Source organism: Aestuariibacter sp. A3R04 (assembly GCF_018860805.1).
GTDB lineage: Bacteria > Pseudomonadota > Gammaproteobacteria > Enterobacterales > Alteromonadaceae > Alteromonas.
In genome coordinates this window covers 290,936-317,758 of the sequence record NZ_JAHKQR010000001.1, presented here as the reverse complement: position 1 = coordinate 317,758, position 26,823 = coordinate 290,936, and the positions used below count along the sequence as shown (strand labels likewise).

Here is a 26,823-nt window from a genome sequence, read left to right as displayed (position 1 = left end):
TATTGTGCAACACAAGTTCTGTTATTATCTCGTGGACACGTAGTGGTAGTAGACATAATTTCAATGGAGTGATGATGCGTAAGTTTTTTGTTCTCATGGGCCTGTGTTGTTTGACATTCCCTGCCCTGGCGAATCCCTCCAAAAATGTCATTTTCATTCTTGCTGACGACCTCGGGTGGAATGACACTTCTATTTATCAACAAAACCAATTTTACGAAACTCCAAACATAGACGCCCTGGCGAAAAAGGGAATGGTTTTCAGTCACGCATTTAGTAACAGCCCGCTGTGTTCACCGACTAGGGCGTCCATCCTTACCGGGCAAACACCAGCACGACACGGTATTTTAAGCCCCAACACGGAAAGGAGCCCCGAAAAGCTCTCTGCATCCTCACAGGCAACAGGACCCTGGAACAGACCTTCTACCACGCCCTTAACTGCCACACGGTTAGATAGCGCGCTACCTACGCTGGGTAAAATGCTAAAATTACAAGGCTATCATACTGCCCACTTTGGCAAATGGCATTTAGGTCCCGCGCCCTACAGCGCATTAGAACACGGATTCGACATAGACATCCCCCACTACAGCGGTTCAGGCCCGTCCGGAGGCTACCTTGCCCCTTGGTCTTTTGCGCCCAATCTCAAGCCACAAAGTCCGGGAGAGCACATTGATATCCGTCTTGCTAAGGAAGCAAAAAAGTGGATTTTAGACACTGTTGATGACGGTCCGTTTTTCGTGAATTTCTGGCCTTTTTCTGTACATGCTCCGTTTACTGCAGAACGTGCTCAAATTGACCATTTTATTGGTAAGCGCTCACCTTATAACGCCCAACGAAGTGCTACTTATGCGGCAATGGTCAACCATTTTGACGATGCTGTTGGCATTTTATACAGTGCGCTAACTGAAGCGGGAATAGAAAACGACACCATCATTATATTCACGTCTGACAACGGCGGAAATATGTACGATGTGTTAGGTGAAATTCACCCAACCAGCAACTTTCCGCTGCGAGGCGGTAAAGCAACCCAGTTCGACGGTGGAAGCCGCGTACCTACGTTTGTAATTTGGCCCAGCGTAACCCAAGCAAATACGCTAAACGATATACCTGTTCAGTCCGTTGATTTCTATCCGACTTTACTAAATGGCTTGGGTATTGAGATGCCGGCAAACCATACCATCGATGGCAAAGATATTCGTCCGCTTCTGCTTGGAGAAAGTATGGAAAAACGCCCCGTTATTACCTATTTCCCCGTAACTACACGCGTGCCTGACTGGCTGCCGCCTTCCGCCACTGTACTTTACGATGGTTGGAAACTCATCAAAACGTTTTATTACGGCGAAAACGCAACACACCTCTATCAACTGTATCACGTTGCTGAAGATGTTGGAGAGTCTACCAATTTAGCTGAAACCGCATGGGATAAGCGCATTGAGTTAGATACACTGCTAACCGAATATTTAGATTTAGCAGACGCGCCACTGCCATTGCAGAACCCCGACTATCGTCCAGGGACATTTGACGCCAGTAGCACCGGCAAACCTGCCGACCAATTTCTCCTGCCAGAAGAACAGATAGCATCCGGTTTCGGCCTAACGCTTAATACATCCCACCTCTTTGCATATGCAGGGGATAGCGTTTTGATTTCCTGGGAACTGATCAACGGCAGTAGTACTGCGAAAACAAGCTACAAGCAGTTCATGGGGCCAGCAGTCACCACAACGGACACAGGGAATGGGATTACCTTTACCGTGCCTGAAGTAAGTACCGCCCAATTTATAAGCTTCGCATTTGTGGCAAGCGACTCTGACAAAACGCTGCGAAAGCAAATTGGCGTGCGGGTATTACCCGTTAATCTTGCCCCCACCATTGCCTTAGAAATTAACGCATTTACGGCTCACCCTGGAAGCACAGTGAACATTCACTACGCCGTGAACGACAGCAACAAAGATAACCTCACCATAAGCGCGCAAAGCCCGGCTCTGGCCATAGCTGAGAGCCTGGATGTTACCCAAACGGCCTATGATGTTACCATTCCTTCAACTTACACCGGCAGCGAAGCAACCATTACCTTCACCGTTTCTGATGGTCAGGCCTCACAGAGTGAGGTTGCCACTATTACCGTGGAGCACAGCTCAATCAATAGCAATAACGGAAACAGTTTAGCCGCCAACCAATCATCGGGTGGCGGCAGTGCATTTGGGTTAATCTCGATACTTTTTATAGCGCTAAGTCTGAGGAGCAGCAGCTTATTGCATATCAGGAGTTAAAATCATCTGGTTTATTCCTTTTGGTCCGTCATAATCGTACTTAAACCAATCAACATCGATGTAGCCCCTGTCTTCTCTTTCGTTCCAGGAGAAGAAACCTAATCTATCCCCTGTCCACTTGCCAAAACTAATCGTGAACGTCGGTCCAAACGCCGTATAAGTTATCCCATCGGTACTGTATTCATACGTTGCGTTATTTCTGACGTTTGACGTTCGCACAAACAAAGTATCACTCGTAATAATGGGGCCTTCCGTTTTGTTACTCATCCCATCCATATAAAATAAACGAGTATCTCCGTTTTCGAGACCTTCAACTCCCAATAAGTTAAATGTCCCACCATACCTAACAAAGCCTGCCAGTTGGCTGGGAGCCATACCACTTAAATCAAACTTCGCTATCGCCGTCCCCGTGGTAATACCCATAATACGCTGACTAAGCGTGTTACTTGCCCGCCAGAAATCACCATCTGAGCCATCGTTATTCGTCCATTCATTTATCTTAGGGCCATATTGTTCACCCTGGGGCAAGACTTTGCTTGCCTTCAAACGCAGCCATCCCGGCCGCTCTGTTAAAGACCAGTGACTATCTCTTGGGTTGTGATTCCACTCCCACTGCGGGCCCAGTACTGTGCCTGAAAAGTCGTCATCGGATTTCGGAGCGTTAATCGGATAACCTTTAATTGGTTTTTCAAAGCGTTTTACCGGCTCACCTATCCCGTCGTTATCTTCATCAATGCCTATAATTGGCCAGCCGTCTACCCAGGTCACTGGCTCTAAACACTGAGGGCGCCCCTGAAACGGAATATCATCGTTTTGAATTAGTTGGTGCATATACCACCAGCTGCCATCAGGTGCTTGCATCAACCCCCCTTGGCTAGCACTGCGATTTCCAAATGCAGAGCCTTTTTCGAGTACGGTTCGCACTTCGTAAGGGCCATATATACTTTCTTTAGAACGAAGTACAATTTGCTTTCTATCGTTCTTTGGATTTTTAACGCCTGGTTTAGTCGATGGATCTCCCATAGTCCATTGCGCAAGGAAGATATACCAGTAGCCATCTTTCTTATAGATCTTCGCTGCTTCAGCGCCCATACCTGTATAAACAAGCTTGCCGTCATCAAGGATTTTGGTGCCATCCCAGCTCATTCTGTAAATTCGATTTTCATTGCCTTCGATCGTATTTTCCGGGCCTTTTTGCTTTTTCCCAGTGTTAACGATGACGTATGCCTCTTTGGTATCTTCATCCCAGAATACAGCCGGATCATCTAAAACATCGGTCTTGGGTAACATCATAATGGGCTCGCTCCATGGGCCCTCTATGTTGTCAGCGGTAGTTACCATAAGCCCGTGCTGATAGTCTATTTGATACACATACCATTTGCCCTCGTGATAGGCGATATCGCCTGCCCATACGCCAAAGGAATAACCATTCATTCTGTCCCAGTTATATTCAGGCGCCCAGGACAGGCTGGAAAAAGCGTGCCCCACATTCTCCCAGTTGACCATATCCTTAGATTTAAGGATGGGCATCCCGGGCGACATATGCTGTTTGGAGGTAATCATATAGTAGGTGTCCCCTACTTGCTCGATATCCGAATCGGGGTAATCAGCATTCAGAATGGGGTTAATGTAAGTGCCATCCCCCTGATCACCAAAGCTACCTGTTTTTGCCTGTTGTGGCATACGGCTCTCTGCACTACTGTGGCTTGCCACGTCCACCTGACACCCAGTAAGAACTGCGAGTAAAACGGCCGATAAACCAACTTTTTTATTTGTAACACTTCCAAGGTTTTTCATATATCTACCATTAGTCTGTTCAATTTAAAGTAAATGCAACACGTGTTGACAGTATTAACATATTGACACATTTTGATTACTATTGACAAATACCAATCATTTATAATCACTGAATTTGATTTATATTCGTTCAACTGCAGCCCGCCCCTTATTTCAGTTTTATATACTCTCAAGGGCAGAGGCATTGTTTGGCTGGTCAGATAAATTTGAATAAAGCTTTAGGAAGGACGTAAAAAACGACTAATTTGACAACCTAGGAGACAGCTGCAGAAACGATTAAAAAGCCCGATGAAAAAGTACCGGCAAAGAACGGCGCTTAGACAAGGAAAAGGACGATACACTGTCAGGCATATAGCGCACTGCGACAACCTTAAGAGAAGCGACACCCTCGCTGCAAATAAAGCAGAGTAGAGGCTTTTTATGGCAAGTTGCACAACCTCACAACAAACACTGGTATATCGATGAGGGGAAGGAGCGAAAATACGAGAGCCCTTCAGGTGTACTAGCTCAGATGTACTAGCTCAGACTAGCGAAACCGCACGTGCTCCCGGTTTAAATCACTTATTTTTGAACACCCCATTAAGCGCATATCGCGTTCTATTTCAGCCACCATTAGCTGCATGGCGCGTTCCACCCCCTTCTGCCCGGCCGCTGCCAACGCAAAAAGATAGTAACGCCCCAACCCAACCGCTTTTGCCCCCAGGGCTAAGGCTTTTAATACATGCGTACCTCTTTGAACGCCGCTGTCGAAAACCACATCGATTTTATCCCCTACGGCATCTACAATCTCGGCTAAATGATCAAAAGAACTGCGTGAACCGTCCAACTGCCGGCCCCCGTGATTTGAAATAACTATTCCCGTGCATCCGATATCAACGGCGCGTTTCGCATCATCAACACTCATAATACCTTTAAGACAAAACTGCCCATCCCAAAACTTCACCATTTCTTCAACATCTTTCCAGTTCATGGAAGGGTCGAGCATGTTAGTAAAGTAGTCACCGATTGAACTGGCTCCACCCCCCATATCAATATGCGCATCTAACTGTGGTAACGAAAACTTTTCATGGGTGAGGTAGTTGATCCCCCACATGGGACGGGTTGCAAATTGCCATAACCCCTTGAGATTTAGTCGAAAAGGAATAGCAAAGCCAGTGCGAAGATCCCGTTCTCGATTTCCCCCTGTGATAGAGTCAACTGTCAGCATCATAACGCTGATGTTTGACTCTTTAGCCCGCTCCATCATCGCTCTATTCAATCCGCGATCTTTGTGGAAGTAGAACTGATATACCTGCGGTGTATCGTATTGACGGGCAATTTCTTCCATGCTTACCGTACCCAAGGAAGAGACACCGAACATGGTACCAAATTTTTCCGCTGCTCCAGCGGTAGCCCGTTCCCCCTGGTGATGGAATAGTCGCTGCAGGGCGGTGGGAGACAGGTAGACAGGAAGGGCCAGCTTCTGACCCATAACGTCTACACTCAGGTCTATATCCTTCACCCCGGTGAGAACATTTGGAATAAGATCGCAAGACTGAAATGACTCAGAATTGCGACGCATTGTTACTTCGTCATCAGCGCCGCCATCAATGTAATTAAATATTGGCCCTGGTAATCTTCTTTTAGCTAGTTTTCTAAAATCATGATAGTTATGACAATTTTTGAGTAACATTAGCGAATTGTATTCCATTATTTTAACGACAAAAGATCTTCTAACTACTACTTTTATTATTGTTCTTATTCAGTCGTGTTTGTAGGGTACAGACATGACGTGATTGCTACAAATCCTATACTATGCCTGAACCACTGGCATTAGGATCGCGTGGGCGTTCTTTTTCCATTAACGCTCGATAATCAACAGACCGGTATGCACCTATAGGATTGATCGCAGCCGATTTCCGATAACGCGCCATAGCAAGAATCGGCGTAACATCCACATTGAATGCTTTTTTGAGCTCCAAAGAGGCCATCATAGCGTCATTGCTCTCCTGATAACCGTAAAGCGCTTCTCTGTTGACGAGTAACGCCTTAATGTAGGAGCTCTGTACCTCAATAGCCGAAATAATCAGGCTTTCTATGGGGTCAGTTACATTGTGGGATTGATCCAACATATAAGAAGGATTAAATTCATCTTGCTGGCGGTACTCTGCATCAACCAACTCATTGAAAATAAGAAATTGTTGATACGGGTGCAGTGAACCACTATCTAAGTCGTCATCACCGTATTTACTGTCATTAAAGTGGAAACCGCCCAGCTTCTTGAACTGAATCAGGCGCGAAACGATCATTTCAATATTGGTATTAGGAGCATGGTGCCCAAGGTCAACCAGTGACTTACATTTAGGACCTAAGTGCATGGCGGCGAGAATATTCGACCCCCAGTCCTGAATAACTGTAGAGTAAAATGCCGGCTCAAACATTTTGTGTTCAATATGCATTTCCCAGTCTTCAGGCAGCCCCGCATAGATTTTTTCCATACTTGACAAATAGCGCTCAAAAGCCCGCTGAAAGTGTTGCTGTCCGGGATGATTCGAACCGTCGCCCACCCAGACTGTTAAACTCTTTGCTCCCAAAGCCTTACCGTACTCGATGCAATCAAGGTTGTGTTGGATGGCCAGTTCGCGTGACGCCGCCTGAGTGTTACTTAGGCTACCATATTTATACGACACTTCCTGACCTGGCTGATCTTGAAACGTATTGGAGTTAACAGATACCCACTTGATACCGTATTCATCAGACACTTGTTTTAGTGCACTGAAATCATCCACTTTGTCCCACGGAAAATGAGGAGAAACGCTATCTGTGCACCCTGACAACTCGTTAATAACTGCACAATCTTCAAGTTTTTCATAGATATTGCGAGGTTCACCTTTGAGAGGGAAACGCGCGAATCTGGTTCCACCTGTGCCCGTTCCCCAAGACGGAACGGCAATTTGGAAATCTTCGGCGGCCTTGGTAAATTTCTCAATATCAATACCGTCGCGCGCAAGCTTTTCCGCTAACGCGTCGTAGTCAGACTTGAGGTTGCTGTACAATTCTTCATTTTTTTCGCTTACGAGCGCTGATTCTATTCTACGTAACATAATATACTCCTAGCGTAGGAAGGCTTCGTGCAAACCACCGTCTACACTAATAATTTGGCCAGTCGTTTTCATTAGTTGTCCAGATACAAGGAGGTAAGCAGCCTCAGCTTGATCCTCTGGTGTAATGGGCGATTTTGTCAGTGTTCTCTGCGCATAAAATTCGGCGAGCCGAGTGCGCAGTTCTTCTGTTGAATCGGACTCATTAAACGGGATGTCGTATTTGGTTAATGAAGAAATGACGCGATCCCGAGGGAACATGCTACTTCCCTGTACAACTGTTGCAGGCGCCAGCGCATTAACATTCACCAGCGGAGCCAAAGTCACAGCTAACTCTCTCACTAAGTGATTCGCCGCAGATTTACTTGTATCGTAAGCCAATGAACCTTTCTTTGATACCGCACCGTTAACACTGGTGGTTAATACCATCTTTCCTTTCAGGCCCTGCTTTTCCCACAATTTTTGGGCTTCTGAAGCGACGACATAACCCCCTTTCACATTAACGTTAAAGCTCAGTTCAAACACTTCATCGTTTTTAGCGAGATCATCACCTTCAGCAATGAAAACGCCTGCGGTTACAATTACACTATCTATGCCACCATACGCTAGAGCAACATTCCTGAACAACGCTTCCACAGTCTCGCGTTTAGTTATATCAACCTGCAGTGCAATTGCAGGGCCGCACGATGAAATCCCCGTGCCAGCCACACCAATGCCCTTGCCGTAAATAGCTTCAAGTTCTTCAGCCGTCGCTTTTGCATTTTCTAAGCGCAAGTCGGCACACACAACATGAGCACCTTCACGCGCTACTCTGTGGGCAGTGGCTTTTCCTATGCCATCGCCAGCGCCAATAACAACAACAACATCTCGGGCTAGAGGCGCTTCTTTTGGCATGCGTTGCAGTTTAGCTTCTTCGAGTAACCAGTACTCTATATCGAAGGCTTCTTGCTGAGGTAGCGCGACATATTCATCAATGGCTTCTGCCCCCCGCATAACTTCAATAGCACAATTGTAAAACTCTGCTGTTACACGAGATTCAGACTTGTTTTTACCCCATGCAACCATCCCCACACCGGGTATTAGGCAAATAGACGGTGATGATGCACGCTGCGCTGGTGAATTGTCATGCTTGCATTTTTCATAGTAAGCACTGTAATCTTCTTTGTACTTTGCCACGCCTTCTGCTAACAGTGTTTTAAGCTTTTCTACTGAATCAGTTTCGGGGTTCCACTCTACGTACAGCGGCTTTATTTTTGTCCGTAAAAAATGGTCTGGGCATGATGTTCCGAGGTCTGCCAAACGCGGGGCATCTGCACTGTTTACAAAACGCAACACGTCATCATCATCTTGTACCGTTCCAATCAGTTTATTTTCACCTGATACCAAACCTCGTAAGTAAGGCAGTACTTCTGCGAGAACTGCCTCTCTTTCGCTTTGCGCTAGCTTTGCATATTTTTGCCCACCGAAAGTCATGTCGCCTTTGTCGTGACTTTCAATGTAACGCGCAGCCTTTTCAATGATATCAAGGCTTAACTGGTAACACGCTTTGCTGTCATTTGCCCAATTAATCACTCCGTGGCCAGCTAAAATAACCCCTTTTGCATCCGGGTAATCGCGACAGATTTGCTGCAGCTTGAGACCTAGATCAAAACCAGGGCGCTGCCACTCAGTCCAAATCAATTCGTCACCAAAAATTTCCTTCGTCAAGGCCTTACAATTTTTACTGGCCGCGACGGCGATGACAGAATTCGGATGCATGTGATCGACATGCTTATATGGAATAAAGGCGTGAAGGGGTGTATCGATGGAGGTAGCTCTAGGATTTAGATTGAAGGTGGCATGACGATACATGGCTACCATATCGTCTTCTATTTGTGTTTTCACACCGACTTCGTCTGCAGAGTTGTATATGTCCTGAAGAGCGATGAGTTTATCCATGTAAAGAGAAGAGAAGTTTTCTACTTTAGATGTGCGTAAATCACCACCAGAGCCTTTCACCCAGAGAACTTCCACTTCTTCACCGGAAAGCGGGTCTTTTTCCATGATCTTTGCTGATGTATTACCGCCACCAGTATTGGTAATTCGTTGATCGTCGCCTAGTTTGTTCGAGCGGTAAACAAGGTTTTCTACTGGAGATAAATCACTTACGTCTTCATCTTTCCAAAGGTAGTTTACATGTTTGAATTCACTTGGATTGAAAGCCATGACCGAGTCCTAAATTTAATGTTGGTAATGTTTCACTTACGTGAACATTGATTAATGCCCTCACAATACACGCCAGTTCCAATCCTTGTCAATCATTTTCAATCACAAATGATTGTATTTTGACTATTAGTAGACATAAAGGCGTGTATTACGCTTCTAAAAGCGTATCAGTGAGTGATTTTGATTAATTCATTCCATTCCTGTACGTAGGAACTCAACCCTTCAAAACCACCAGGTGGCACGGTCTCTACGTCCAGCGGCTCTACCTTTTCAGCGTTGTAGTCTATAAGTGCAGCAGCCCCTAAAACCGTTCCTGTGTTGTCTGTAGATGCGTAAACAGGTTGGTTGGAACGCAATTGCGAGACTAAGCGACAAAGCAGAGGGTTTTTTAGAAATGCACCTTCAATATAAATAGGTCCTTCAGCCTGAAGATCTTCCAGCCTTTGGTTAATCATAAGAGCGCAATAAAGGGTGGCAATAGCCTGAGGTGAAGGCGGTTTCTCGGGGCATTGCAGGCGAGGATTCACACCAGGGAACGGACCATTGCCCTCGCTAAAGTCAGGAGTTACCAACCAGCGCTTGTGTATTGCATCTTGTATCTCGGATTTTGTCGCATTCATCTGGATGTTCCCTCCCAATGTGGTACAAATTCGTTCGTATTCCCGTCCTCCCATGAACCGAGCACACGATACTGGGTTTCCATTAATATCCACATTCGCCAAAGTATCGTTTTTCTTGTGAAGCGAATTTACTGCTCCGCCTGATTGCATTAAAATTGTCCACGTACCCGTGGAGATTACCGTAAATGGATTGTTGTCTTGGGATGATGTACCAAGATACCTGAGAAAGCTTGCATTGCTATCGTGAATACCACAGTAAATCTTGCAGGATGTCGGCAAAGACGTTTTACGAGAAACCTCTTCACTCACATGGCCAATGCAATCCCATGCATGCTTCAATGGCGGGAATCGATTCGACCATTGCTTGCGATCTGCCATTGTCGAGTATTCGCGCGCCAACGGTTTCCACAGATCTGTGTGGCAGCCCAAGGAAGTCACTTCTGCACTAACGTCAGCCCCCATACGCCACGCCCAGTACTGAGGGTATAGCAAAATAGTATCGGCTTGTGAAAACGGTTTGGAATACTGCTTTTCCAACCAAAACAGTTGTTTACCTAAATTAAGGCCCGCCGGAAGATTTGGCGAGAGCGTTTCTTTAAAATCGGGACGTTGGCGCTTGTACTCTTCACTAATCTCATCAATTCCTTGATACTCGTAATCGAGAATAGGAAGTGTTAGTGCCTTTGACCTGTCTGACACTGTGGTGTCAATTAACGCCGCAGTAGCGCCATGAGTGGTTACCACAAAACCTTCGACACCTTTTGAATGGGTGCACGAGTTCAGTGTTTCTGTAATCCAATCCCAAATACTACCAACATCGGCCTGCGGATACTGGCCGGCTATAGGAGCATTTTTACAGCTAAAGCTAGCAACCTGCTCATTGTTTTTAACAAACAAAAGTTTTATGTGAGTTTTACCAATATCTAAAACCGCTTTCACTCTGCCACTAACTCCTATTTCTATAGTGATGGCAACCTCTTTAGCAAGAATGAAGTCAAACCGCGAAACAAAGAATACGATTTTGTTTTAGTTTGCTTACGCACAACGAGATCTAAAAAGGTGTATTATCTTGTTAACACAATGTATAACAAATAGTGACCATTAATGAAAGTTTTTGATTGAAAATAAATGAGATTATTGTTGCGCTGCCACAAGCGCCTAAGGGGTTAAAAAGAGGGAGATGGTTAAAACACTGTATTTGGCGAAGCAAATAACGAAACAGGGAGAATAGACAAAGGCTTCTATATATGTGAAGCCCCATTGAGTTAAACGAATACTATGCTGCAGCCAACGTCTCTACATCGACAACAATTACCTCTATTCCATAGCTTTTAATTTCATCCAGTTGTGCTTTATCAGCTCGGTTGTCGGTAATAACGATATCCACAGCATTCAGATCACAGAAAACTAAATTACTTTGTATACCTATTTTTGTACTGTCTGCTAACACAACTAATTTATCTGCTTGTTTTCGAAGCTTTTTCTCAGCCAAAATCAATAGTGGATCCGACTCCATCACCCCGTATTTACTAATGCCTGGCGTCCCCATGAACATCATTGTTCCGCGATAGTTTTGTGTTGTATCGTTTTCAAACGAACTCAGAATAATACTTTGTTTTCGATACACCTCGCCTCCAGGCAGCGTTACCTGGTTTTGGCTATTCTCCACAAGGTCCTGAGCGAGTACGAATGAGTTAGTTAACACATTGAGTCTTTTGTCCCTTAAAAACTCCGCCATCATGTACGTAGAACTCCCACCATTGATAATAATGGATTCCCCGTCATTACACAGCCCACAAGCCGCTTTTGCTATGGCACGTTTTATGTCTGCATTCTTTTCTTTGTCAATAAGAAAGGCATTCCCCGAAAGGTAAAAATTAGATGTAGACCCGCTATCAATAACCTGGGCGCCACCTCGTATTTTCTTAATTTTTTTCTGGGTTGATAGTTTTTTTAAGTCCCGACGGATCGTTGCCTCGGATGCCCCGAGTTGACTACACAACTCAGGGACACTTGCAAATGTCGACTCTTCTAATATCTCTAAAATTAACTGTTGTCTCTGCTTTTCAAGCATTACATTTCTGTCCTGTTTGGTACTATAGGTGTTAATATAATCACCAAAGCCGCCAAAATCAATCAAAAAAATCAAAGCGTGATTGATTTTGATAAAAATACATGCTTGATGGTTTAGTTACTGTTTACGTTGTTCAACTCAGCGATGATATTTCGATATGGTCCATATCATCAAATTCTTGATTTTCGCCCCCCATGGCCCAAATAAAGCTGTAGTTTGTGGTACCTACGCCACTGTGAATGGACCAACTCGGGGAAGCTATCGCGACTTCAGGGGCCAATGGAAGTGTTTTCACTTCTTTCGGCTCACCTAGCATGTGAAACACGCGCTCGCACGGATCCATATCGAAATACATATAGATTTCTGTTCTACGAAAATGCGTGTGAGGTGGTTTAGTATTCCAAACACTGCCTGTCTTTAATTCGGTGATCCCCATTACCAGCTGACAACTATCGACAATACCTGGTCTAATTGATTGAAAAATTGTCCTTTCGTTAGACGTATCTTGAGCCCCCAAATCAATTTTTTTAGCGTCAGATTTAGGAACGTGTACTGTTTTAGTCACACGATGTGCAGGATAAGAGACCATATAATACTTTGCGGGATCAGCGGCATCTTCTGAGGACAGCACAACTTTCTTACTCCCTCTCGCTACATACAAGCTATCTTTCTGTGCCATTGTAAAGGTTTCACCATCAACATCAATTGCGCCTTTACCTCCAATATTAATGATGCCCAGCTCTCTTCGCTCACAGAAGAAATCTGCCGCTAATTCCTTGTGAGTTGGCAACACTAATGCCGATGTAGTAGGCATTGCCCCTCCGATAACGGCGCGGTCGACATCAGTATAGGTAAGTGAAAGACGACCCGACGTAAAAAGGGGCTCAGTCAAAAAAGCCTCTCTTAATTCCTCGTTGGTCATACTCGGATAGCTGCGTTTATTCGTTGAAAATAGAAAGTTCATGGGTTACCTGATAAAAGTCTCGTTATGAGTAAAATACAGGCGCGTTTTACCGCGCCATCCAACCGCCATCTACAAGAAGAACGTGGCCGTTGACATACGAAGATGCGCTGGATGACAGGAAAACAGCTGCACCTGCCAAATCACCTGGTTGCCCCCACTTCTCGGCGGGAATACGACTGCTTATACTCTCAAATCTTTGTTTGTCCTGACGAATATTGAAAGTATTGTCTGTTTCGAAATAGCCCGGTGCGATGGCATTGACCTGAATATTCTTGCTTGCCCATTCATTGGCAAGTGCCTTGGTAAGCTGCGCAACACCACCTTTACTTGCAGCGTACGCAGGAACAGTAATACCGCCCGAAAAGCTTAGCAACGAAGCGATATTTATAATTTTACCGCTACCTTGCTTTAACATTTGTTTGCCCGCTTCCCGACAAAACGTAAATACGCCATTCAGGTTTACATTGATAACATCGCCCCAATCTTCATCGGAGAATTCATGTGCAGGTGAACGTTTTATCGTACCTGCGTTGTTCACTAAAATGTCAATGCGTTCATGTTTTTCAACAATTGCTTCGACGGTATTAATAATTTGCGCTGTATCAGACTGATCACAGCCATAACCGGCGCATTCGATACCTTTTTCCTTTAATTGCGCAAGCGTCGACTCAACGCTTTTTGCAGAGGAACCAATCGCAACGACTGTTGCGCCTGCCTCACCTAGAGCCATGGCAATTCCTTGACCTAAACCTCTGCTAGCACCGGTGACAACTGCTACTTTACCGTGTAATCCAAATTGCCTAGTTAAATAATCAGACACGTGATGCTCCTAGTATTTTTAGTTAATAAGTCCCAAAAGCGCAGGTAAAAATTCACTTATTTGTGGGAAGATAATTGTTAATGCCAACGCAATTAACATCGCTACATAAAGAGGAATAATAGGTTTCATGATATTACTAATAGACACCTTTCCTATACTGCAACCGACAAACAGCACACTCCCTACGGGCGGAGTGCACAGGCCAATTGAAAGGTTTAAAATCATCATAATTCCAAAGTGAAGCGGCGAAATATTTAGCATTTCTGCAATGGGCAAAAAAATAGGCGTGAAGATGAGGACTGCAGGAGTCACATCCATAAAGGTGCCCACAACAAGTAAAATGAGATTCATTATTAATAGTATAATGATCGCATTTTCTGAAACAGAAAGTAGCGTGGTACTGATCGCCTGAGGAATTTCTTCATACGACATTAGCCAAGACATCGCAGCCGAAGCGCCAATCAAGAACATAACAATTGCAGTTGTGTTTACAGTTTTAAGCAAGATTGGATAGAGATCTTTTAACGTTAGTTCGCGATAGAAACCCAGCGCCAGTGTAAGAGAGTATAAAACGGCAATTGCCCCTGCCTCAGTAGGAGTAAATAGACCGCCTATAATACCACCAATAATCAGTACGATGAGAAATAAACAGGGAACCGCACCTAAAAAGCTTGACCAAAACCTGCCTATCTGGATGTTGCTGTCTGTAGCGATGCCTGAACGTTTTATGTAATAACTTGCACCTAGCATTAGCGCCACTGTCACCAGAAGACCGGGTAAATACCCCGCAATGAATAGTGCCGCAATAGACACCCCACCACTAGCTAAAGAGTAAATAATCAGAATATTACTAGGGGGAATTAACATTCCCGTCGTTGCCGCAGTGACAGTTACAGCGGTACTAAATGGCTTGTTATACCCCTCTTTTTCCATTGCGGGTATCATAAAACCACCCACTGCAGATGTTGCCGCCACCGCAGAACCTGATATAGACCCAAAAAGTGCGCAAGAAATAATATTTACAAATGCTAATCCACCAGGCAGTTTGCCCACCAACACTTTGGCAAACTCTATAAGCCGGAAGGCAATGCCTCCCTGTCCCATCAAGTATCCGGAAAGAACAAAAAAGGGAATAGCCAAAAGCGCGAAGCTATCAACCCCCACTGCAAGCCTTTGCGCAAGCGTGGTTAACGCCGGCAGAGTGTCAATGGTAAGTAGCATTGTAGCTAGCGTTGCCACGATAATACTTACAGCAATGGGAACATTAATAAGCAATAAAACAAGGAAAAGACCAAAAAGCACAAGTGATGTCATAGAGCATGCTCCCTCAGTTTATTGGCTTCATTTATTTCCAGAAGTCCTAATACACTGTATAAAATAAACAGGCCTCCACTTATGGGAACCACGCCATATACAAATCCCATGGGAATACCTAATACCGGTGACGCTTGTTCTAACAAAAACGTTATATAGGTAAGGTTCACACCACCTATGACGAGTACCCCTAAAGCAAATAGCATTACGAGAACATACCCAATCCGAGCAACCACTGCAGAACGTCTGTTGTTAAGTTTTTTAGTAAGGTAGTCAAAACCCAGATGGCTGTGGGTGTGGAAGGCGTAAGCACTGCCCAAAAGGCTTATCCAAATTAATAAAAACCTGGCGAGCTCTTCTGTAAACGAGCTGGGATGAGGCAGTATAAAGCGCGTTATCACTTGCCAGGTAACGTTCAACACCAGCAGTGCTAGCATTGTTGACAGCAAGATCCGTAAAAACGTATTCAATCTGGAGATTGACGTTTTAAAAGCAGTCACTGTTCTTCTCCTAACACTTTAATTTTGCTAACCAGTTCTGCAAGTTCAGACCCTTCTAGTGCATCATAAACAGGCTGTACACTCTCTTGAAAAGCAGATTTATCAGCCGCTATCACTTCAACCCCGGCTTCTTTTACTATTTCAAGAGATTCTTCAGTAGATTTAGCCCACATTTCCCTCTGAAATGCAGTGGCGGATTTCATCGCTTCTTCTAACCACCGTCTTTGCTGGAGATCGAGCTGGTCCCACACATGAGTACCGACCACTATTACGTCAGGAATAGAAGTGTGCTCGTCTAAAATCAGATATCGACTGACTTCGTAGTGTTTAGAGTAGTAAAAGCTTGGCAAGTTATTCTCAGCACCGTCTACCACACCTTGTTGTAACGATGTATAAAGCTCCCCCCAACTGACAGGTGTCGCAGAACCGCCCATGGTATTAACCATTGAAACGGCTGTCTGGCTGTTCATTACTCGAATTTTCTGCCCTTGTAAGTCTTCTGGAGAGCGCACTTGTTGTTTAGTGGTATAAAAGCTACGGGAACCCGCATCAAAATAACCCAGGCCTATAAAACGATATTTCTCGCCAGCGGCGAGTAATGCCTCGCCCACATCACCACTAAGAGTTTTCCAATAATGATCATGATCGTTAAAAAGATAGGGAAGACTGAAAACCTTCATTTCTGGTACAAATGTCTCAAGCGCACTGGCCGAAACTTTTGTCATTCCCATACTGCCAATTTGTATGAGTTCGAGTACTTCACGTTCGTCGCCTACCTGTGACGATGGATAGATGACGATTGACATTGTTCCACCGGAAATTCTCTCGAGCTCATCTTTCAGGAATACCAAGCCTTTGTGTACCGGGTGATTGATATCGAGCTGGTGGCCTAGACGAATCAGGAAGACATCGTCACTCGCCCCCGAACCGCACCCGGCCAATACAGCAAGCGGACACAACACCACAAAGCGTAAAAATTGCTGGAACCTCATGCTGCCCCCTCTATTAAATTGACGTCGCGAGGAACAATTGCACCTTTGTGCATAATCACTTGAGCGGCACAATACTGCCCAGCTCGAACACACATCGCCAAACTCTGCCCTCTCGCTTTTGAAGCTAAAAATGCGCCGTTGAATGAATCGCCAGCGGCGGTGGTATCAACTGGTTTGACCACCGTAGGCACGGCGACCTTGAACGAATCCGTTGTATTTCCCGCCAGAACGCCTTCTGCGCCATTTTTTATTACAACTTCCGTCGCTCCGCTCTTTAACCAACGCGCTAAACAGTTGGGCATTGAGTGTTCACCGTGCAGCGCGATTTCGTCTTCCATGCTTAACAACGCTAGATCTGCTATGTGCATAATTTCATTAAACGCGGCAGAAGCTTCGCTAACGGAAGACCAGTTTCTTGGTCGATAGTTGTTGTCAAAGATAACTAGCCCTCCGCGCCCTCTGAAATATTGGAGAAAGTCACAGAGCATTTTTCTTGTGTCAGATGAATACAAAGAAAGCGTTATGCCACTCAAAAATATGGCATCGTACTCATTTAATTCATCTAAAACACGAGGGAAATTATCTAATAGATATCTAGCCGGGGAATGGGTTCGCCAGTAGTGAAAATGCCGTTCTCCGCCATCGTCATTTTCAATGAGGTAAAGACCGGGTACAGTGTTTGGCATTATTTTAACGTGTTGGGTACCAACACCTTCGGCTTGCCACTGCTGCAGCATTTTTTTGCTAAGGATGTCATCGCTCAGAGCCGTTACATACTCAGCATCACCGCCACAACGGGAGTAGTAAACCGCCGTATTCAGTGTATCTCCGCCGAAACCAAGGTGGTAAAGGTCGTTTTCACTGTTAGACAATTCGACCATACACTCGCCAATGATAGCTAGTCTCACCCTTCTGCTCCTTTGCTTTTTAGCTTCCTCTCAGTTACCGCTTCCACTCTATCCCACTCATAAGAAATCATTTAACAATTGTAAAATGATTGTATATGAACAATTTGAAATCATCAACAATCATAACCAATCATGCAAAAGAGAATGTATATCCGGAGGAGAATCGCAGGCGACACGACTCACGACAGTGAGTGAGGACTCAATGCCGTGAGTAACTCGTTAAGACGTGATTAATGGGGGGTGTAACTGTTTACGAAGTTTGCTCTTGCTTTGACCTCTGCGCTTCGCGCATCTTCATACTGGCTAATATACTCATATGCCCGTTCGTTCAGTGCTTTTGTCAGGTAGCGATACTTCTCATTATAGGCAAGGTTGTTTTTCTCCAAAGGATCTTTCTCCAGATCATAAAGCTGGAGGTAATCATTTTTATAAAAGTTGACAAACTTCCACTGTTTCGTCCTAACGCCAAACATGGGAGGTATTGGGGCTCGTTTAGGCTGATACATGTGCTCAAAAAAGAATTCCGTACGCCAACCTTCGGGATACGAGGCTCCTAGCAATGGCAGCAAACTCTGGCCTTGGTAAGTCTCTGGTATATCTACACCTGCAAAATCCAAAATAGTAGGCGCGATGTCAATATTAAGCGCCATTTCAGTGACTTCTTTTTGATTCCGGTTCCGGGGATCTTTTATTATGAGGGGAACCCTGAGGTCTTCTTCCCAGCCAAACCATTTTCCTGCTAACTGCCTCTCATTCAACGCATAGCCGTTGTCGCCGGTGTATATGATTATGGTATTGTCATCCAATCCCAGTGACCCGAGAAGCTGCTTTAACGATCCAACAGCTTTATCTACACTGCTAATTGCACGATAGTGACGTTTGACCATTCGTTGATACATCTCAGGCGAAGCAAAGCGATACTGCCAACGTTTTCTACCCATAGATGATTTGAGAAAATCAGGCAAGGCCTCAAAGGTTTCATCATCAGACACATTCGCGGGAGGAATTTCTGTTTCTGAATACCATTGTTCAAATTCTGGAGGGTAATGGAACTGATCCACTGTGTCAGAATCATGGGCATGAGGGTTCCAGAAGTTAACAGCCAGAGCCCAAGGTTGCTGGCTGTTTGCAGCCTCTTTGATAAACGCTGCTGCTATATTTTCAATATAGTAGGTTTGTGGTATCTGCTCCCCTTTCCACTCGTTAGTTTTTGATTGAAGTAGCGGTTTAAAGTAGTCAAAACGTTCACTGTCGTCGCCTGACATTTTTATCTCGTACTTGCCGACAAACCCCGTTTTGTACCCTGCGTTCTTAAGCAATGCTGGATACATATTTGCAGATTCCTGCTCACCCGTTGCGGGACGCCCGAAGGTATAGTCATGGGTTCTTTCCGTGAGTCCGGTAAGAATACTAATTCGACTTGACGCACAAATGGGGGTGGTCACAAATGCATTTTTGAATACCACGCCTTCATCAGCGAGAGCGTCGAGATTCGGCGTTTGGATTAACGAAGACTCGCGGCCCAGCAAATCCCAGCGATGATCATCAGCCAGAATGAATAGAATATTTGGGCGACTGCCGGCAGATATTCCGTTCTTTTTGTCGTGCGCAGCAGCTTCAAAACAAAATATTAGAAGCAGAATTGTTAGAGAAAAGCTTAAGGAAAACTGACGTTTCATTACTATCGTCCCTTTCTTTACTAGTAAATAATCGCCCCTAACTCACAGAGTTAGGGGAGAGTTTCAAGCTTGAAGTTAACTTTCGGATACAGGAGAACTCGCGATTTCATCACTCATCGCCTCCGAAGCTTTTGACTTTGAAAAATAGACGTATGAGGCTGTGACAAAGTAGATAATGGTTGATACTAACAATGGCATGTGCCAATTGCTGCTCCCACCATCGAAATAGGCTAGAACGCCAATGCTGAAACAAGCAACTAAAGCGCCTACAGCCAAAAATGACGAAACCAGTACAAGTGGGGATGATTTGACTTTAGAGACGTTTTTTCCCCGAGAAGTTAAGCTATCAAGATATCGCTTCTCCTCTACTTTGCGTTTTGTTTCCGCTTTTTCAGCACTGAACGACTCTTCATATTCTTCTTTAGCGCCCAGTATTACAGCCAGTGAACAGTATGCGACGGTAGAGTATATCCAAATCGGAATTAGCAGGAAGAACAGATGAAGTATCCCTGTTTGCTCCAGAATATAACTCAGCAACAAAGCGGAGAGCCACGTAACTATTGCTGCAAAATTGGTGTTATTCCCCTTGTAAAAAGACCAGTATCTCGTCAATCCCATTTTGGGAAATAGCCAGTGTTCAGCCACAATAATGGCTCCTACCGGGGCCATCATGAGACCCATTATGCCTACGAAACCTAACAGTTGAGAAAAAACAAAGGGGAAACACGCGATAATTGTGGTCACAACGCCAACAACAATTGTTGATTTTTCTCTGCTCCATTTCGGATTAAGAGAGCTAAATGCAAGCCCAGCGCGATAAATGGTGGGGTTAGACGTTGTCCATCCGGCAATAATGACTGCGATTATTCCGCACGTACCCAAAGCTTGATAAGCAACGGCCCCCGGATCTAAGCTGGTAATTGACGTATTGAGAAGGATAGCAGCGCCTGCCCCCATAATTCCCGCACAAATCCACGCCATATAATGCCCAATAAACATGCCCAGCGCTGAAAAGAACCCGTAGTTCGAATATCGGGCAAAGCGCAGTAAAGTCATGTCACCCATTCCGCCATGCATCGCTAAGTTTGCAACCCACGCAAAAGCCGCCACATGCCAGAAGCCTACGTCTTCACTCGTTTTCACCCATATGGATTCATTCGCGATTGTGTAAAAATCAGAAAAAGATGAGATAGAGGAAATACCAGGGGTAGAAGTAACCAGAGCAGGTAAGAGGAAAAGCGCACCGACAATGAACATCAGAATCATCCACGGGGCGCAAACTTCTGCAAAAGCAGCGAGTTTTTTAAACCCTTTAACGGCCATAAAAACCACAACAGCACCCACAAATAATGCAACCAGTACAAATCTGAAATCTGAAGGAAACCAGTCTACTTGAGGCGGAATATCCATTAAAATTCTAACCGCTGAAGCAGACACCGTAATCATTGCTCCGGCTAAAACGCTGAATAAAATTCCATTTACAATGCTGTATAACTTTATGGTCCCTTTGCCTGCTATTTTCTCTAAATACGCATACAGGGTTAATCGAGTATCAGTGGCGATAGGTGCGGTTAACAACCCCCATGTTAAAACGGCGAATAGGTTCCCCAAGAGCAGCCCTACCAGTATATCACCGGCTCCGACTCCCCACGACACAAACAAAGCACCAATGACAAATTCAGTCCCGGCGACGTGCTCTCCTGCATAACTCCCAGCGAACGCTCTGGCCGGTTGCAATTTATTCGGACTTACTGGCTGTGTTTCAAACTCATCTGAACTCGACACATTTCCTCCATTATTTTCATTCTAGGCTCATTAATCAAAGCCGCTTTAAAAGGAAGCTAACATGATTACTTTTGAGCGATTATGACTTATATGTTAGATTCAATCAATAAAATTGTTACCAGAGTGTATCGTTGATTACGAAGCGAGGGGGGGCTTGCTATGGAATAGCACAGAAATCCTGCTTTCACATAATCGAGGTTTAAACTGGCGGGTCCTAACGAGTAATGGTTTGAAGAAGTTCCCGGCGATGAACCAGCTAAAAAACAACCTGACCATTTTTTGTTGTTTTTGACTAATTGTGAATATACTGTAATGCATAAGTAAATGCATATTAAAATAGGATTTAACCATGCTTTATATCAGTCGGAAAAGACTATCGCTTAGTCTGTTCAACAAGAAATCAATCGGGCTATTACTCGTAATACTCTCGACATCAAACACTTTCCCTGTATCAGCGCAGACAAAGGATAAGATAGTATTGGGGGAGTCAGGTGAAAGCGTTTACTTTCCAGACTATTCGTACGCGGGTTATCACTTTGGCGAACAAAAGCCTGGCGTTGACGCAAGCACCAAAATTGTAAATGTTTCTGACTTTGGTGCTATTCCGAATGACGGCAAAAATGACACAGCCCCAGTACTGAAAGCACTAAAACACGCCCACTCTGTTGCTGAACACGTAACACTTTTGTTCGAGCCTGGCCGGTACATCTTGAAAGACATTTTAAAGATTGAGCGCAGTAACATCACTATCGCTGGCGCAGGTATGGGAGACAGGGGTACACAGCTCTATTTTCCCATGCCATTATCAACAATTGACAACACCTCACACTTGGATGAACTGCGGCAATATTTAGCGTTGCACAATAAAAAGCAAAGAGATCCGGAAATATATATCGACTCTTTTTTTTCAGAATATTCGTGGTCTGGTGGGGTTATTTGGATACAAAAGAAAGGGTCCCGAGCCGTGCCTTATCTTGAAGAAGAAGACACCCGTCCGCCGGTAGTTGCAACAATATTAGAAGGGAAAAGAGGCGAAACGTTTATTAAAGTAGACAATGCAAAAAATATTAAAGAAAACGATATTTTGCGTATCGACTGGCACAACACAGAGGGACCCAAAGGTAAATTACTGCACGCAATATATGGACAAACTGATTTAGAGATCGGTGCTCATCATTGGAATTTTCCCGATCGACCTTTAGTCACGCAGCCTACACAGATCAAGGCGATTCGTGGAAATATCATCGAAATTAGAGAGCCCCTGCTTCACGATATTAGCGAAGAACTCCCTGCTCACTTTTCGTCGTGGGGGTTCTTAGCAGAAGTAGGTATAAAAGACCTATCTATTGTATTTCCAGAAGGTGAAGCCTATGGTCACCACATTGAACAGGGCTTCAATGGCATCTATGTCACCAGTGTTTTCAACGGATGGATCCACAACGTAAGTTTTAACAACGCGGATAGCGCAATTCTGTCAGAGAATAGCGCGAACGTCACTATTTCAAACATTCACAGCCGTGGTACACGACATGGTCACTATGGGGTTCATCTAGGGAGCGTTCACAACTTTTTGGTTGAAGATGCAAAAATTTTCAACCCCACCGTTCATACTTTCAGTATGAATACTAAAGCAACCAAGAATGTCTTTCTCAGAGGTGAAGGTTTTAACCAACCAACACTTGATCAACACGCAGGGGCCAACCATCAAAACTTATATGACAATATGACCTTTCACATTCAAGCCAATAGAGACAACACAGGGCCCTATTACGACCTTTGGTTTGGAGGAGGGGCCGGCTATTGGCAGCCAGGTCACGGGCGGTTTAACACTACCTGGAATTCCAAAATTATGGTGCAGAGCGGTGCAACTGATAAGGAAACAGTAAGAATTATGGGCAGAACGGAAGGCCCTGACGCACGGGTGATTGGTATATATGGAAACCGAAATTTTGAAGTTGTCTATACCCCATCACCCTATCTCCGGGCCCTGAATAAAAAGATCGATATACCGTCGCTCTACGAATATCAAAAGCGACAAAGGCTTGGTAATTAACTGATTTAAGGCCCGTTCGCGTTACGGATATCGGACGGGCCTTGTGTAGCTACAGCTTGCGTTTGAACAGTAGTAGCACCAAAGGTAAACACAGCAGAATCAAAGTGGCAGGCGCGGTAACGGCAGTAACGGCTATGTCTTTGCCAGTGATGTCTAATGCCAGTTCTTCAGTTAGCGCTAAAGCAGGAGCGGCCGATGCTTCAAGCGCGGTAAAGCTGAAAGTACCCAATGTAAAGGTGTTTCCCAAAACGTCCGCCCAACCGGGAAGCAGGCCGAGGTGCAATATAAGTTCGTCGTCAATGTTAAATGCATCGTAATAATAGGTACTAAATAACACATCTTGCGTTATTGCCAATGATTGGAAGGAAAAACGCGTCGGATCATATCCCCATACGACTTCCAGCCAATCTATATTCGGGTTGGCCCCGTCAACAGTTACTTCCAGAGCTACCGTATCTCCTGGGAGAAACACATCCGATCCACTAGAAAAAGTGATCAGCGAAGCGTGCGAAGTCAAAGGCGCCAACATAACGAGGAACATTAGTAACGATTTAATTTTCATAATTATTCCTTAGTGATTAGAACGACAACGTGTGAATGTGCACAAACGAACAAGACCTCTGGTATCGCGATTGTCAACCATGCCATCTCCGTTGAAATCATAGCGACTGTCAAGTTCTTCGCCATTTCGAATCGCAGCGGTAAAAAGCCTGATATCTTTGTTATCCACAATAGAATCCGTGTTTAAATCACCAAACAAATCAACATTGATAAATGCAGTGGCTTCACTCATATTGTTGTTGGAGTCGGTCGCGACCACTTTGGCTATATGCTCCCCTTGTGCAAGCCCCAGCAATTCCGTCTGATAGTCAACACCACCCCAAATAAAAGGCGGTTCATATATTTCTCTTATCAGTTGATCATTAATGTAGAGCGCCAAACTCACGATAGAAATATCGTCAGATGCTGCAGCAGCGTTGGCCGAGAGCGAAAGGTTTTCGTAATCTGTCAGCAGTGAAATATCACTTTCGTTAATGGAGACCGATGGACCTGGCAAAGGCAGAACGACGAGCGTCATATCACTGCGCCCTTCAAGACCAGAGCTGTCTTTAGCAACTGCGGTAAAAGTATGTGTTCCAATGCCTAAAGGGTTCGGATTAGGCTCATGACTGTCCAGCCACCCCATGGCACCAAACTCGTAGGGGGCAAAAGAATGTCCAAAGTTCCACACTGGTCGCGTATCAACCCGCACGAGTTCACCATTGCGATAAAGTGTCACAGACTGAATTTCTCTACCTTCAACGGGAGATTCCGCCTGTATAGTAATTGAGAGTTTTTCATACCCTTCATAAACTGTCACCGTTGCATTTGGCCACGTGACCACGGGAGGTTGAGGCTCTCCTTTAACCACAAGCTGCATTGTCGCAACGGACTCTTCCCCCTCACTATCAACGGCAACCGCGGTAAATTCATATGTCCCAGCGGTGAAAGGAGAAGGATTAGGGGAATGTGTGTCTAACCAGCCCATTGCACCCGTTTCATGGGGTTTGGACGCATGCCCAAACAAGTACGGAACAGAGGTATCTGTTCGTACTTGTTCACCATTAATGAACAACGTAACCGAAGTTATACTCCTGTCATTTACGGGGCTTTCAGCACTGATATTCAAGCTCAGTTTCTCGTACCCCTCTTCTACTTCCAATGTGTCCTCAGGAAAAGACACGATAGGCGCATTTGACGCAACCGTTAATTGCATCATTGCGGTGCCGGTGTCACCTTCACTATCTACCGCCACCGCTTTGAAAATATGCTTTCCAGCGAGAAGAGGCGATGGATTTGGGGCATGGCTCTCCAGCCATCCCATAGCACCGGTTTCATGAGGCTTTGCACTATGACCGAACAAGTAGGGCTCGGTGCTGTCTGTACGCACTAATTCGTCATCAATATAAAGTGATACAGACTGAATGCTTCTTCCATCTACCGGACTTTGCGCACTGATATTGAGACTTAATTTTTCATATCCTTGTTCCACGGTCATCGAAGGAGAGGGGAAAGAGACGACGGGTGCGTTTTGTTCACTTTCCAAATCAAGATCTATTATTTGAAGATAAAGTGGCATTGCATTCCCTGAGGTGCGCTCCATGAGATAGTAATAAACCTTCCCATCTTTTATGTAGAGTGTCCCATGGTCAAATACCGGACCGTCTGTTGCCTCGTAAACGCGAACGAAATCGTTTGTACCACCTTTGGCTTTCTCTACATACGGACGTCCATTCTCAAGACCAACTATATACACATTGTCACCTGCAGTATAAATCTGCTCTGCGCCTGTAAAATCTGTACTTATGACGAAATCACTGGCACCGGCAGGCTTGTATGAATGGATATAGACTTCTTGATAGTCTGGACGTCTCGTGTCGGTGGAGCGAACCTTACTAATAATGTGAATGTCTCCTTTCTGTGTAACCGTCCAGTCAAATCCTCCGACAATATAAACAGAGTTAGCTTCCGTATGTGTAATATAGTCACCGGGTTCAAACACTTTTATCTCGTCTGAATCTACCAGTGGCCAGGTAACTGGTTCACCCTTGTGATTTTTCCATTCCCCAAATCCATCAGGATGGTCAGAGTAAGCATAGTAAACGCCATTTTGGTATTTATACTTATCAGAGTTGTCACTGCTTCGTTGCTGAAAACCTACGCGCAGCTTCCCGTTTACGTACTTCATATTGCCGTAGAGGCCCCAGTTGTAAGGGTGGCCTTTTGACTTTTGATCCTTCTCGTTGAACTTTGTAAAAGTGGACCAGGTTTGTTTCGAAGCATCATACCGGTTAAAGACATAAGCACCATTATTGTTGCCCCCTAAACGCATATAAAGTAAAAGGGTTCCGTCTACGGTAGTGAAAAATTTAGGGTATGTCAGGCGAGCAAAGTTATTCTTATCGGCAAGGTTACCCGTCATTGTCAGGTGCTTGTAATCATCTTCGCCCTGACTCACCTCACTGGTATCTTTTACAAATTTATCGAGGGTAAATTCTGATTTAGGTAACTCCGCTGCGCCGGGAACACTGTAAGAATATCGGAAAAAATCGTTTTTAAACTTGCCGCCGTGGTTGTTGTCATCATAGGCATGCATATCAAAAACCATATGGATAGTGCCATTGATTGGACTGACAGCCAAACCGATTGTGTTGTGAGACTCGCCTACGAGAGGGTCACCTCTGAAACCGGTGTGGCGATGAGGAAATTCAATGGTAGATAATTCTCCATTGAGTGTATTGTATCGTGAGAGCATAACATTTCTCTCGCTTTTCCCTCCCTTATACCACGTCATAAAGACATAGTGCTTGTATGTCTTTACTGCATCACCGTGCGCCGAAATATTAGGTCCAAAGAAATAATCATACTTTTCTCCCGTATCAGGCGAACTAACGTTCGAAAAATCTAAATTCCGACCGTCGAAGTGCAGCCCTAGATCAGTAATTTTTACCTGGTGCTCTAACGTAACTTCAGCGCGCAACGTAAAAATACTCAAGAGAGTTGTTGATAGTAATAACGTTTTAATGCGTTTCATAAGTTTGATAACTCAAGTTGATGGTTTCGTCTTTCGTGTTCAATCAAATGTCATCACTTAAATAAATCAATAACATTCAAAATCAAGCATTAATGTATTACAAAATATTTACAAATGCACTACCATACAATCAAATTTGATCACATTCACGCAACAGTGTGTAATTACTTAATCGTTTTCCAGACTAAATA

The 26,823-nt window shown here is 44.7% G+C and carries 18 protein-coding genes; 2 read left to right on the top strand and 16 right to left on the bottom strand.

Annotated features, from left to right (window positions below; all coding sequences use genetic code 11):
• The first annotated feature begins 71 nt into the window (after positions 1-71).
• Positions 72-2,267 carry a sulfatase gene (locus KO518_RS01330; RefSeq protein WP_216024000.1) on the top strand — a complete coding sequence of 732 codons (2,196 nt, stop codon included), beginning with the start codon at positions 72-74 and terminating at the stop codon, positions 2,265-2,267.
• On the opposite strand, the gene KO518_RS01325 is transcribed toward KO518_RS01330, so the two are convergent.
• The 14 genes from KO518_RS01325 to KO518_RS01260 form a co-directional block, all read right to left on the bottom strand.
• Positions 2,247-4,064, bottom strand: a complete 1,818-nt coding sequence (locus KO518_RS01325) for a glycoside hydrolase 43 family protein (RefSeq protein WP_216023999.1) — start codon at positions 4,062-4,064, stop codon at positions 2,247-2,249. The genes KO518_RS01330 and KO518_RS01325 overlap by 21 nt on opposite strands.
• A gap of 526 nt (positions 4,065-4,590) precedes the next feature.
• A complete protein-coding gene (locus KO518_RS01320) occupies positions 4,591-5,736 on the bottom strand; it encodes an alpha-hydroxy acid oxidase (protein WP_216023998.1) in 1,146 nt (381 codons plus the stop codon).
• A gap of 115 nt (positions 5,737-5,851) precedes the next feature.
• Positions 5,852-7,147, bottom strand: coding sequence for an L-rhamnose catabolism isomerase (gene rhaI, locus KO518_RS01315; protein WP_216023997.1), 1,296 nt, complete (start codon positions 7,145-7,147; stop codon positions 5,852-5,854).
• 9 nt (positions 7,148-7,156) lie between these two features.
• Positions 7,157-9,349: a bifunctional rhamnulose-1-phosphate aldolase/short-chain dehydrogenase gene (locus tag KO518_RS01310; RefSeq protein WP_216023996.1), complete on the bottom strand. Its 2,193-nt coding sequence runs from the start codon at positions 9,347-9,349 to the stop codon at positions 7,157-7,159.
• A gap of 167 nt (positions 9,350-9,516) precedes the next feature.
• Positions 9,517-10,908, bottom strand: a complete 1,392-nt coding sequence (locus KO518_RS01305) for an L-fuculose kinase (RefSeq protein ID WP_216023995.1) — start codon at positions 10,906-10,908, stop codon at positions 9,517-9,519.
• Between the two features lie 337 nt (positions 10,909-11,245).
• Positions 11,246-12,043 (bottom strand): DeoR/GlpR family DNA-binding transcription regulator, encoded by a 798-nt coding sequence (locus KO518_RS01300; RefSeq protein WP_216024394.1) that lies wholly within the window; start codon positions 12,041-12,043, stop codon positions 11,246-11,248.
• 133 nt (positions 12,044-12,176) lie between these two features.
• Entirely contained in the window at positions 12,177-13,007 is an 831-nt protein-coding gene (gene kduI, locus KO518_RS01295) for a 5-dehydro-4-deoxy-D-glucuronate isomerase (RefSeq protein WP_216023994.1), read from the bottom strand.
• A 46-nt stretch (positions 13,008-13,053) separates the two neighbouring features.
• Positions 13,054-13,827 carry a 2-dehydro-3-deoxy-D-gluconate 5-dehydrogenase KduD gene (kduD, locus tag KO518_RS01290; RefSeq protein ID WP_216023993.1) on the bottom strand — a complete coding sequence of 258 codons (774 nt, stop codon included), beginning with the start codon at positions 13,825-13,827 and terminating at the stop codon, positions 13,054-13,056.
• A gap of 18 nt (positions 13,828-13,845) precedes the next feature.
• A complete protein-coding gene (locus KO518_RS01285) occupies positions 13,846-15,141 on the bottom strand; it encodes a TRAP transporter large permease (protein WP_216023992.1) in 1,296 nt (431 codons plus the stop codon).
• Entirely contained in the window at positions 15,138-15,641 is a 504-nt protein-coding gene (locus KO518_RS01280; RefSeq protein WP_216023991.1) for a TRAP transporter small permease, read from the bottom strand. The genes KO518_RS01285 and KO518_RS01280 overlap by 4 nt, the downstream gene beginning before the upstream one ends.
• Complete coding sequence (locus tag KO518_RS01275; RefSeq protein WP_216023990.1) at positions 15,638-16,633, bottom strand: TRAP transporter substrate-binding protein; 996 nt, start codon at positions 16,631-16,633, stop codon at positions 15,638-15,640. Before KO518_RS01275 ends, KO518_RS01280 begins: the two co-directional genes overlap by 4 nt.
• Positions 16,630-17,541 (bottom strand): sugar kinase, encoded by a 912-nt coding sequence (locus tag KO518_RS01270; RefSeq protein WP_216023989.1) that lies wholly within the window; start codon positions 17,539-17,541, stop codon positions 16,630-16,632. The genes KO518_RS01275 and KO518_RS01270 overlap by 4 nt, the downstream gene beginning before the upstream one ends.
• Before the next feature lie 230 nt (positions 17,542-17,771).
• Positions 17,772-19,220: a sulfatase-like hydrolase/transferase gene (locus KO518_RS01265; protein ID WP_216023988.1), complete on the bottom strand. Its 1,449-nt coding sequence runs from the start codon at positions 19,218-19,220 to the stop codon at positions 17,772-17,774.
• 75 nt (positions 19,221-19,295) lie between these two features.
• The gene (locus KO518_RS01260; protein WP_216023987.1) at positions 19,296-21,005 is read right to left on the bottom strand and encodes a nucleoside transporter; all 1,710 of its coding nucleotides are present in this window, start codon (positions 21,003-21,005) and stop codon (positions 19,296-19,298) included.
• 349 nt (positions 21,006-21,354) lie between these two features.
• Between KO518_RS01260 and KO518_RS01255 the strand changes: the two genes are divergently transcribed.
• Entirely contained in the window at positions 21,355-23,058 is a 1,704-nt protein-coding gene (locus KO518_RS01255) for a glycoside hydrolase family 55 protein (RefSeq protein WP_216023986.1), read from the top strand.
• A 49-nt stretch (positions 23,059-23,107) separates the two neighbouring features.
• On the opposite strand, the gene KO518_RS01250 is transcribed toward KO518_RS01255, so the two are convergent.
• Together KO518_RS01250 and KO518_RS01245 are read right to left on the bottom strand one after the other, a co-directional pair.
• On the bottom strand, positions 23,108-23,620 hold the full coding sequence (locus KO518_RS01250; protein ID WP_216023985.1) for a hypothetical protein: 513 nt from the start codon (positions 23,618-23,620) through the stop codon (positions 23,108-23,110).
• Positions 23,621-23,629: 9 nt separating this feature from the next.
• Complete coding sequence (locus KO518_RS01245; RefSeq protein WP_216023984.1) at positions 23,630-26,632, bottom strand: BNR-4 repeat-containing protein; 3,003 nt, start codon at positions 26,630-26,632, stop codon at positions 23,630-23,632.
• Positions 26,633-26,823: the final 191 nt, after the last annotated feature.

Coding starts and splice junctions, on each gene's coding strand:
- KO518_RS01310 (WP_216023996.1), bottom strand. CDS start 9,349: ATGGCTTTCAATCCAAGTGAATTCAAACATGTAAACTACCTTTGGAAA.
- kduI (WP_216023994.1), bottom strand. CDS start 13,007: ATGAACTTTCTATTTTCAACGAATAAACGCAGCTATCCGAGTATGACC.
- KO518_RS01250 (WP_216023985.1), bottom strand. CDS start 23,620: ATGAAAATTAAATCGTTACTAATGTTCCTCGTTATGTTGGCGCCTTTG.
- KO518_RS01320 (WP_216023998.1), bottom strand. CDS start 5,736: ATGTTACTCAAAAATTGTCATAACTATCATGATTTTAGAAAACTAGCT.
- KO518_RS01265 (WP_216023988.1), bottom strand. CDS start 19,220: ATGAAACGTCAGTTTTCCTTAAGCTTTTCTCTAACAATTCTGCTTCTA.
- KO518_RS01300 (WP_216024394.1), bottom strand. CDS start 12,043: ATGCTTGAAAAGCAGAGACAACAGTTAATTTTAGAGATATTAGAAGAG.
- KO518_RS01255 (WP_216023986.1), top strand. CDS start 21,355: ATGCTTTATATCAGTCGGAAAAGACTATCGCTTAGTCTGTTCAACAAG.
- KO518_RS01325 (WP_216023999.1), bottom strand. CDS start 4,064: ATGAAAAACCTTGGAAGTGTTACAAATAAAAAAGTTGGTTTATCGGCC.
- KO518_RS01245 (WP_216023984.1), bottom strand. CDS start 26,632: ATGAAACGCATTAAAACGTTATTACTATCAACAACTCTCTTGAGTATT.
- KO518_RS01330 (WP_216024000.1), top strand. CDS start 72: ATGATGCGTAAGTTTTTTGTTCTCATGGGCCTGTGTTGTTTGACATTC.
- KO518_RS01275 (WP_216023990.1), bottom strand. CDS start 16,633: ATGAGGTTCCAGCAATTTTTACGCTTTGTGGTGTTGTGTCCGCTTGCT.
- KO518_RS01285 (WP_216023992.1), bottom strand. CDS start 15,141: ATGACATCACTTGTGCTTTTTGGTCTTTTCCTTGTTTTATTGCTTATT.
- rhaI (WP_216023997.1), bottom strand. CDS start 7,147: ATGTTACGTAGAATAGAATCAGCGCTCGTAAGCGAAAAAAATGAAGAA.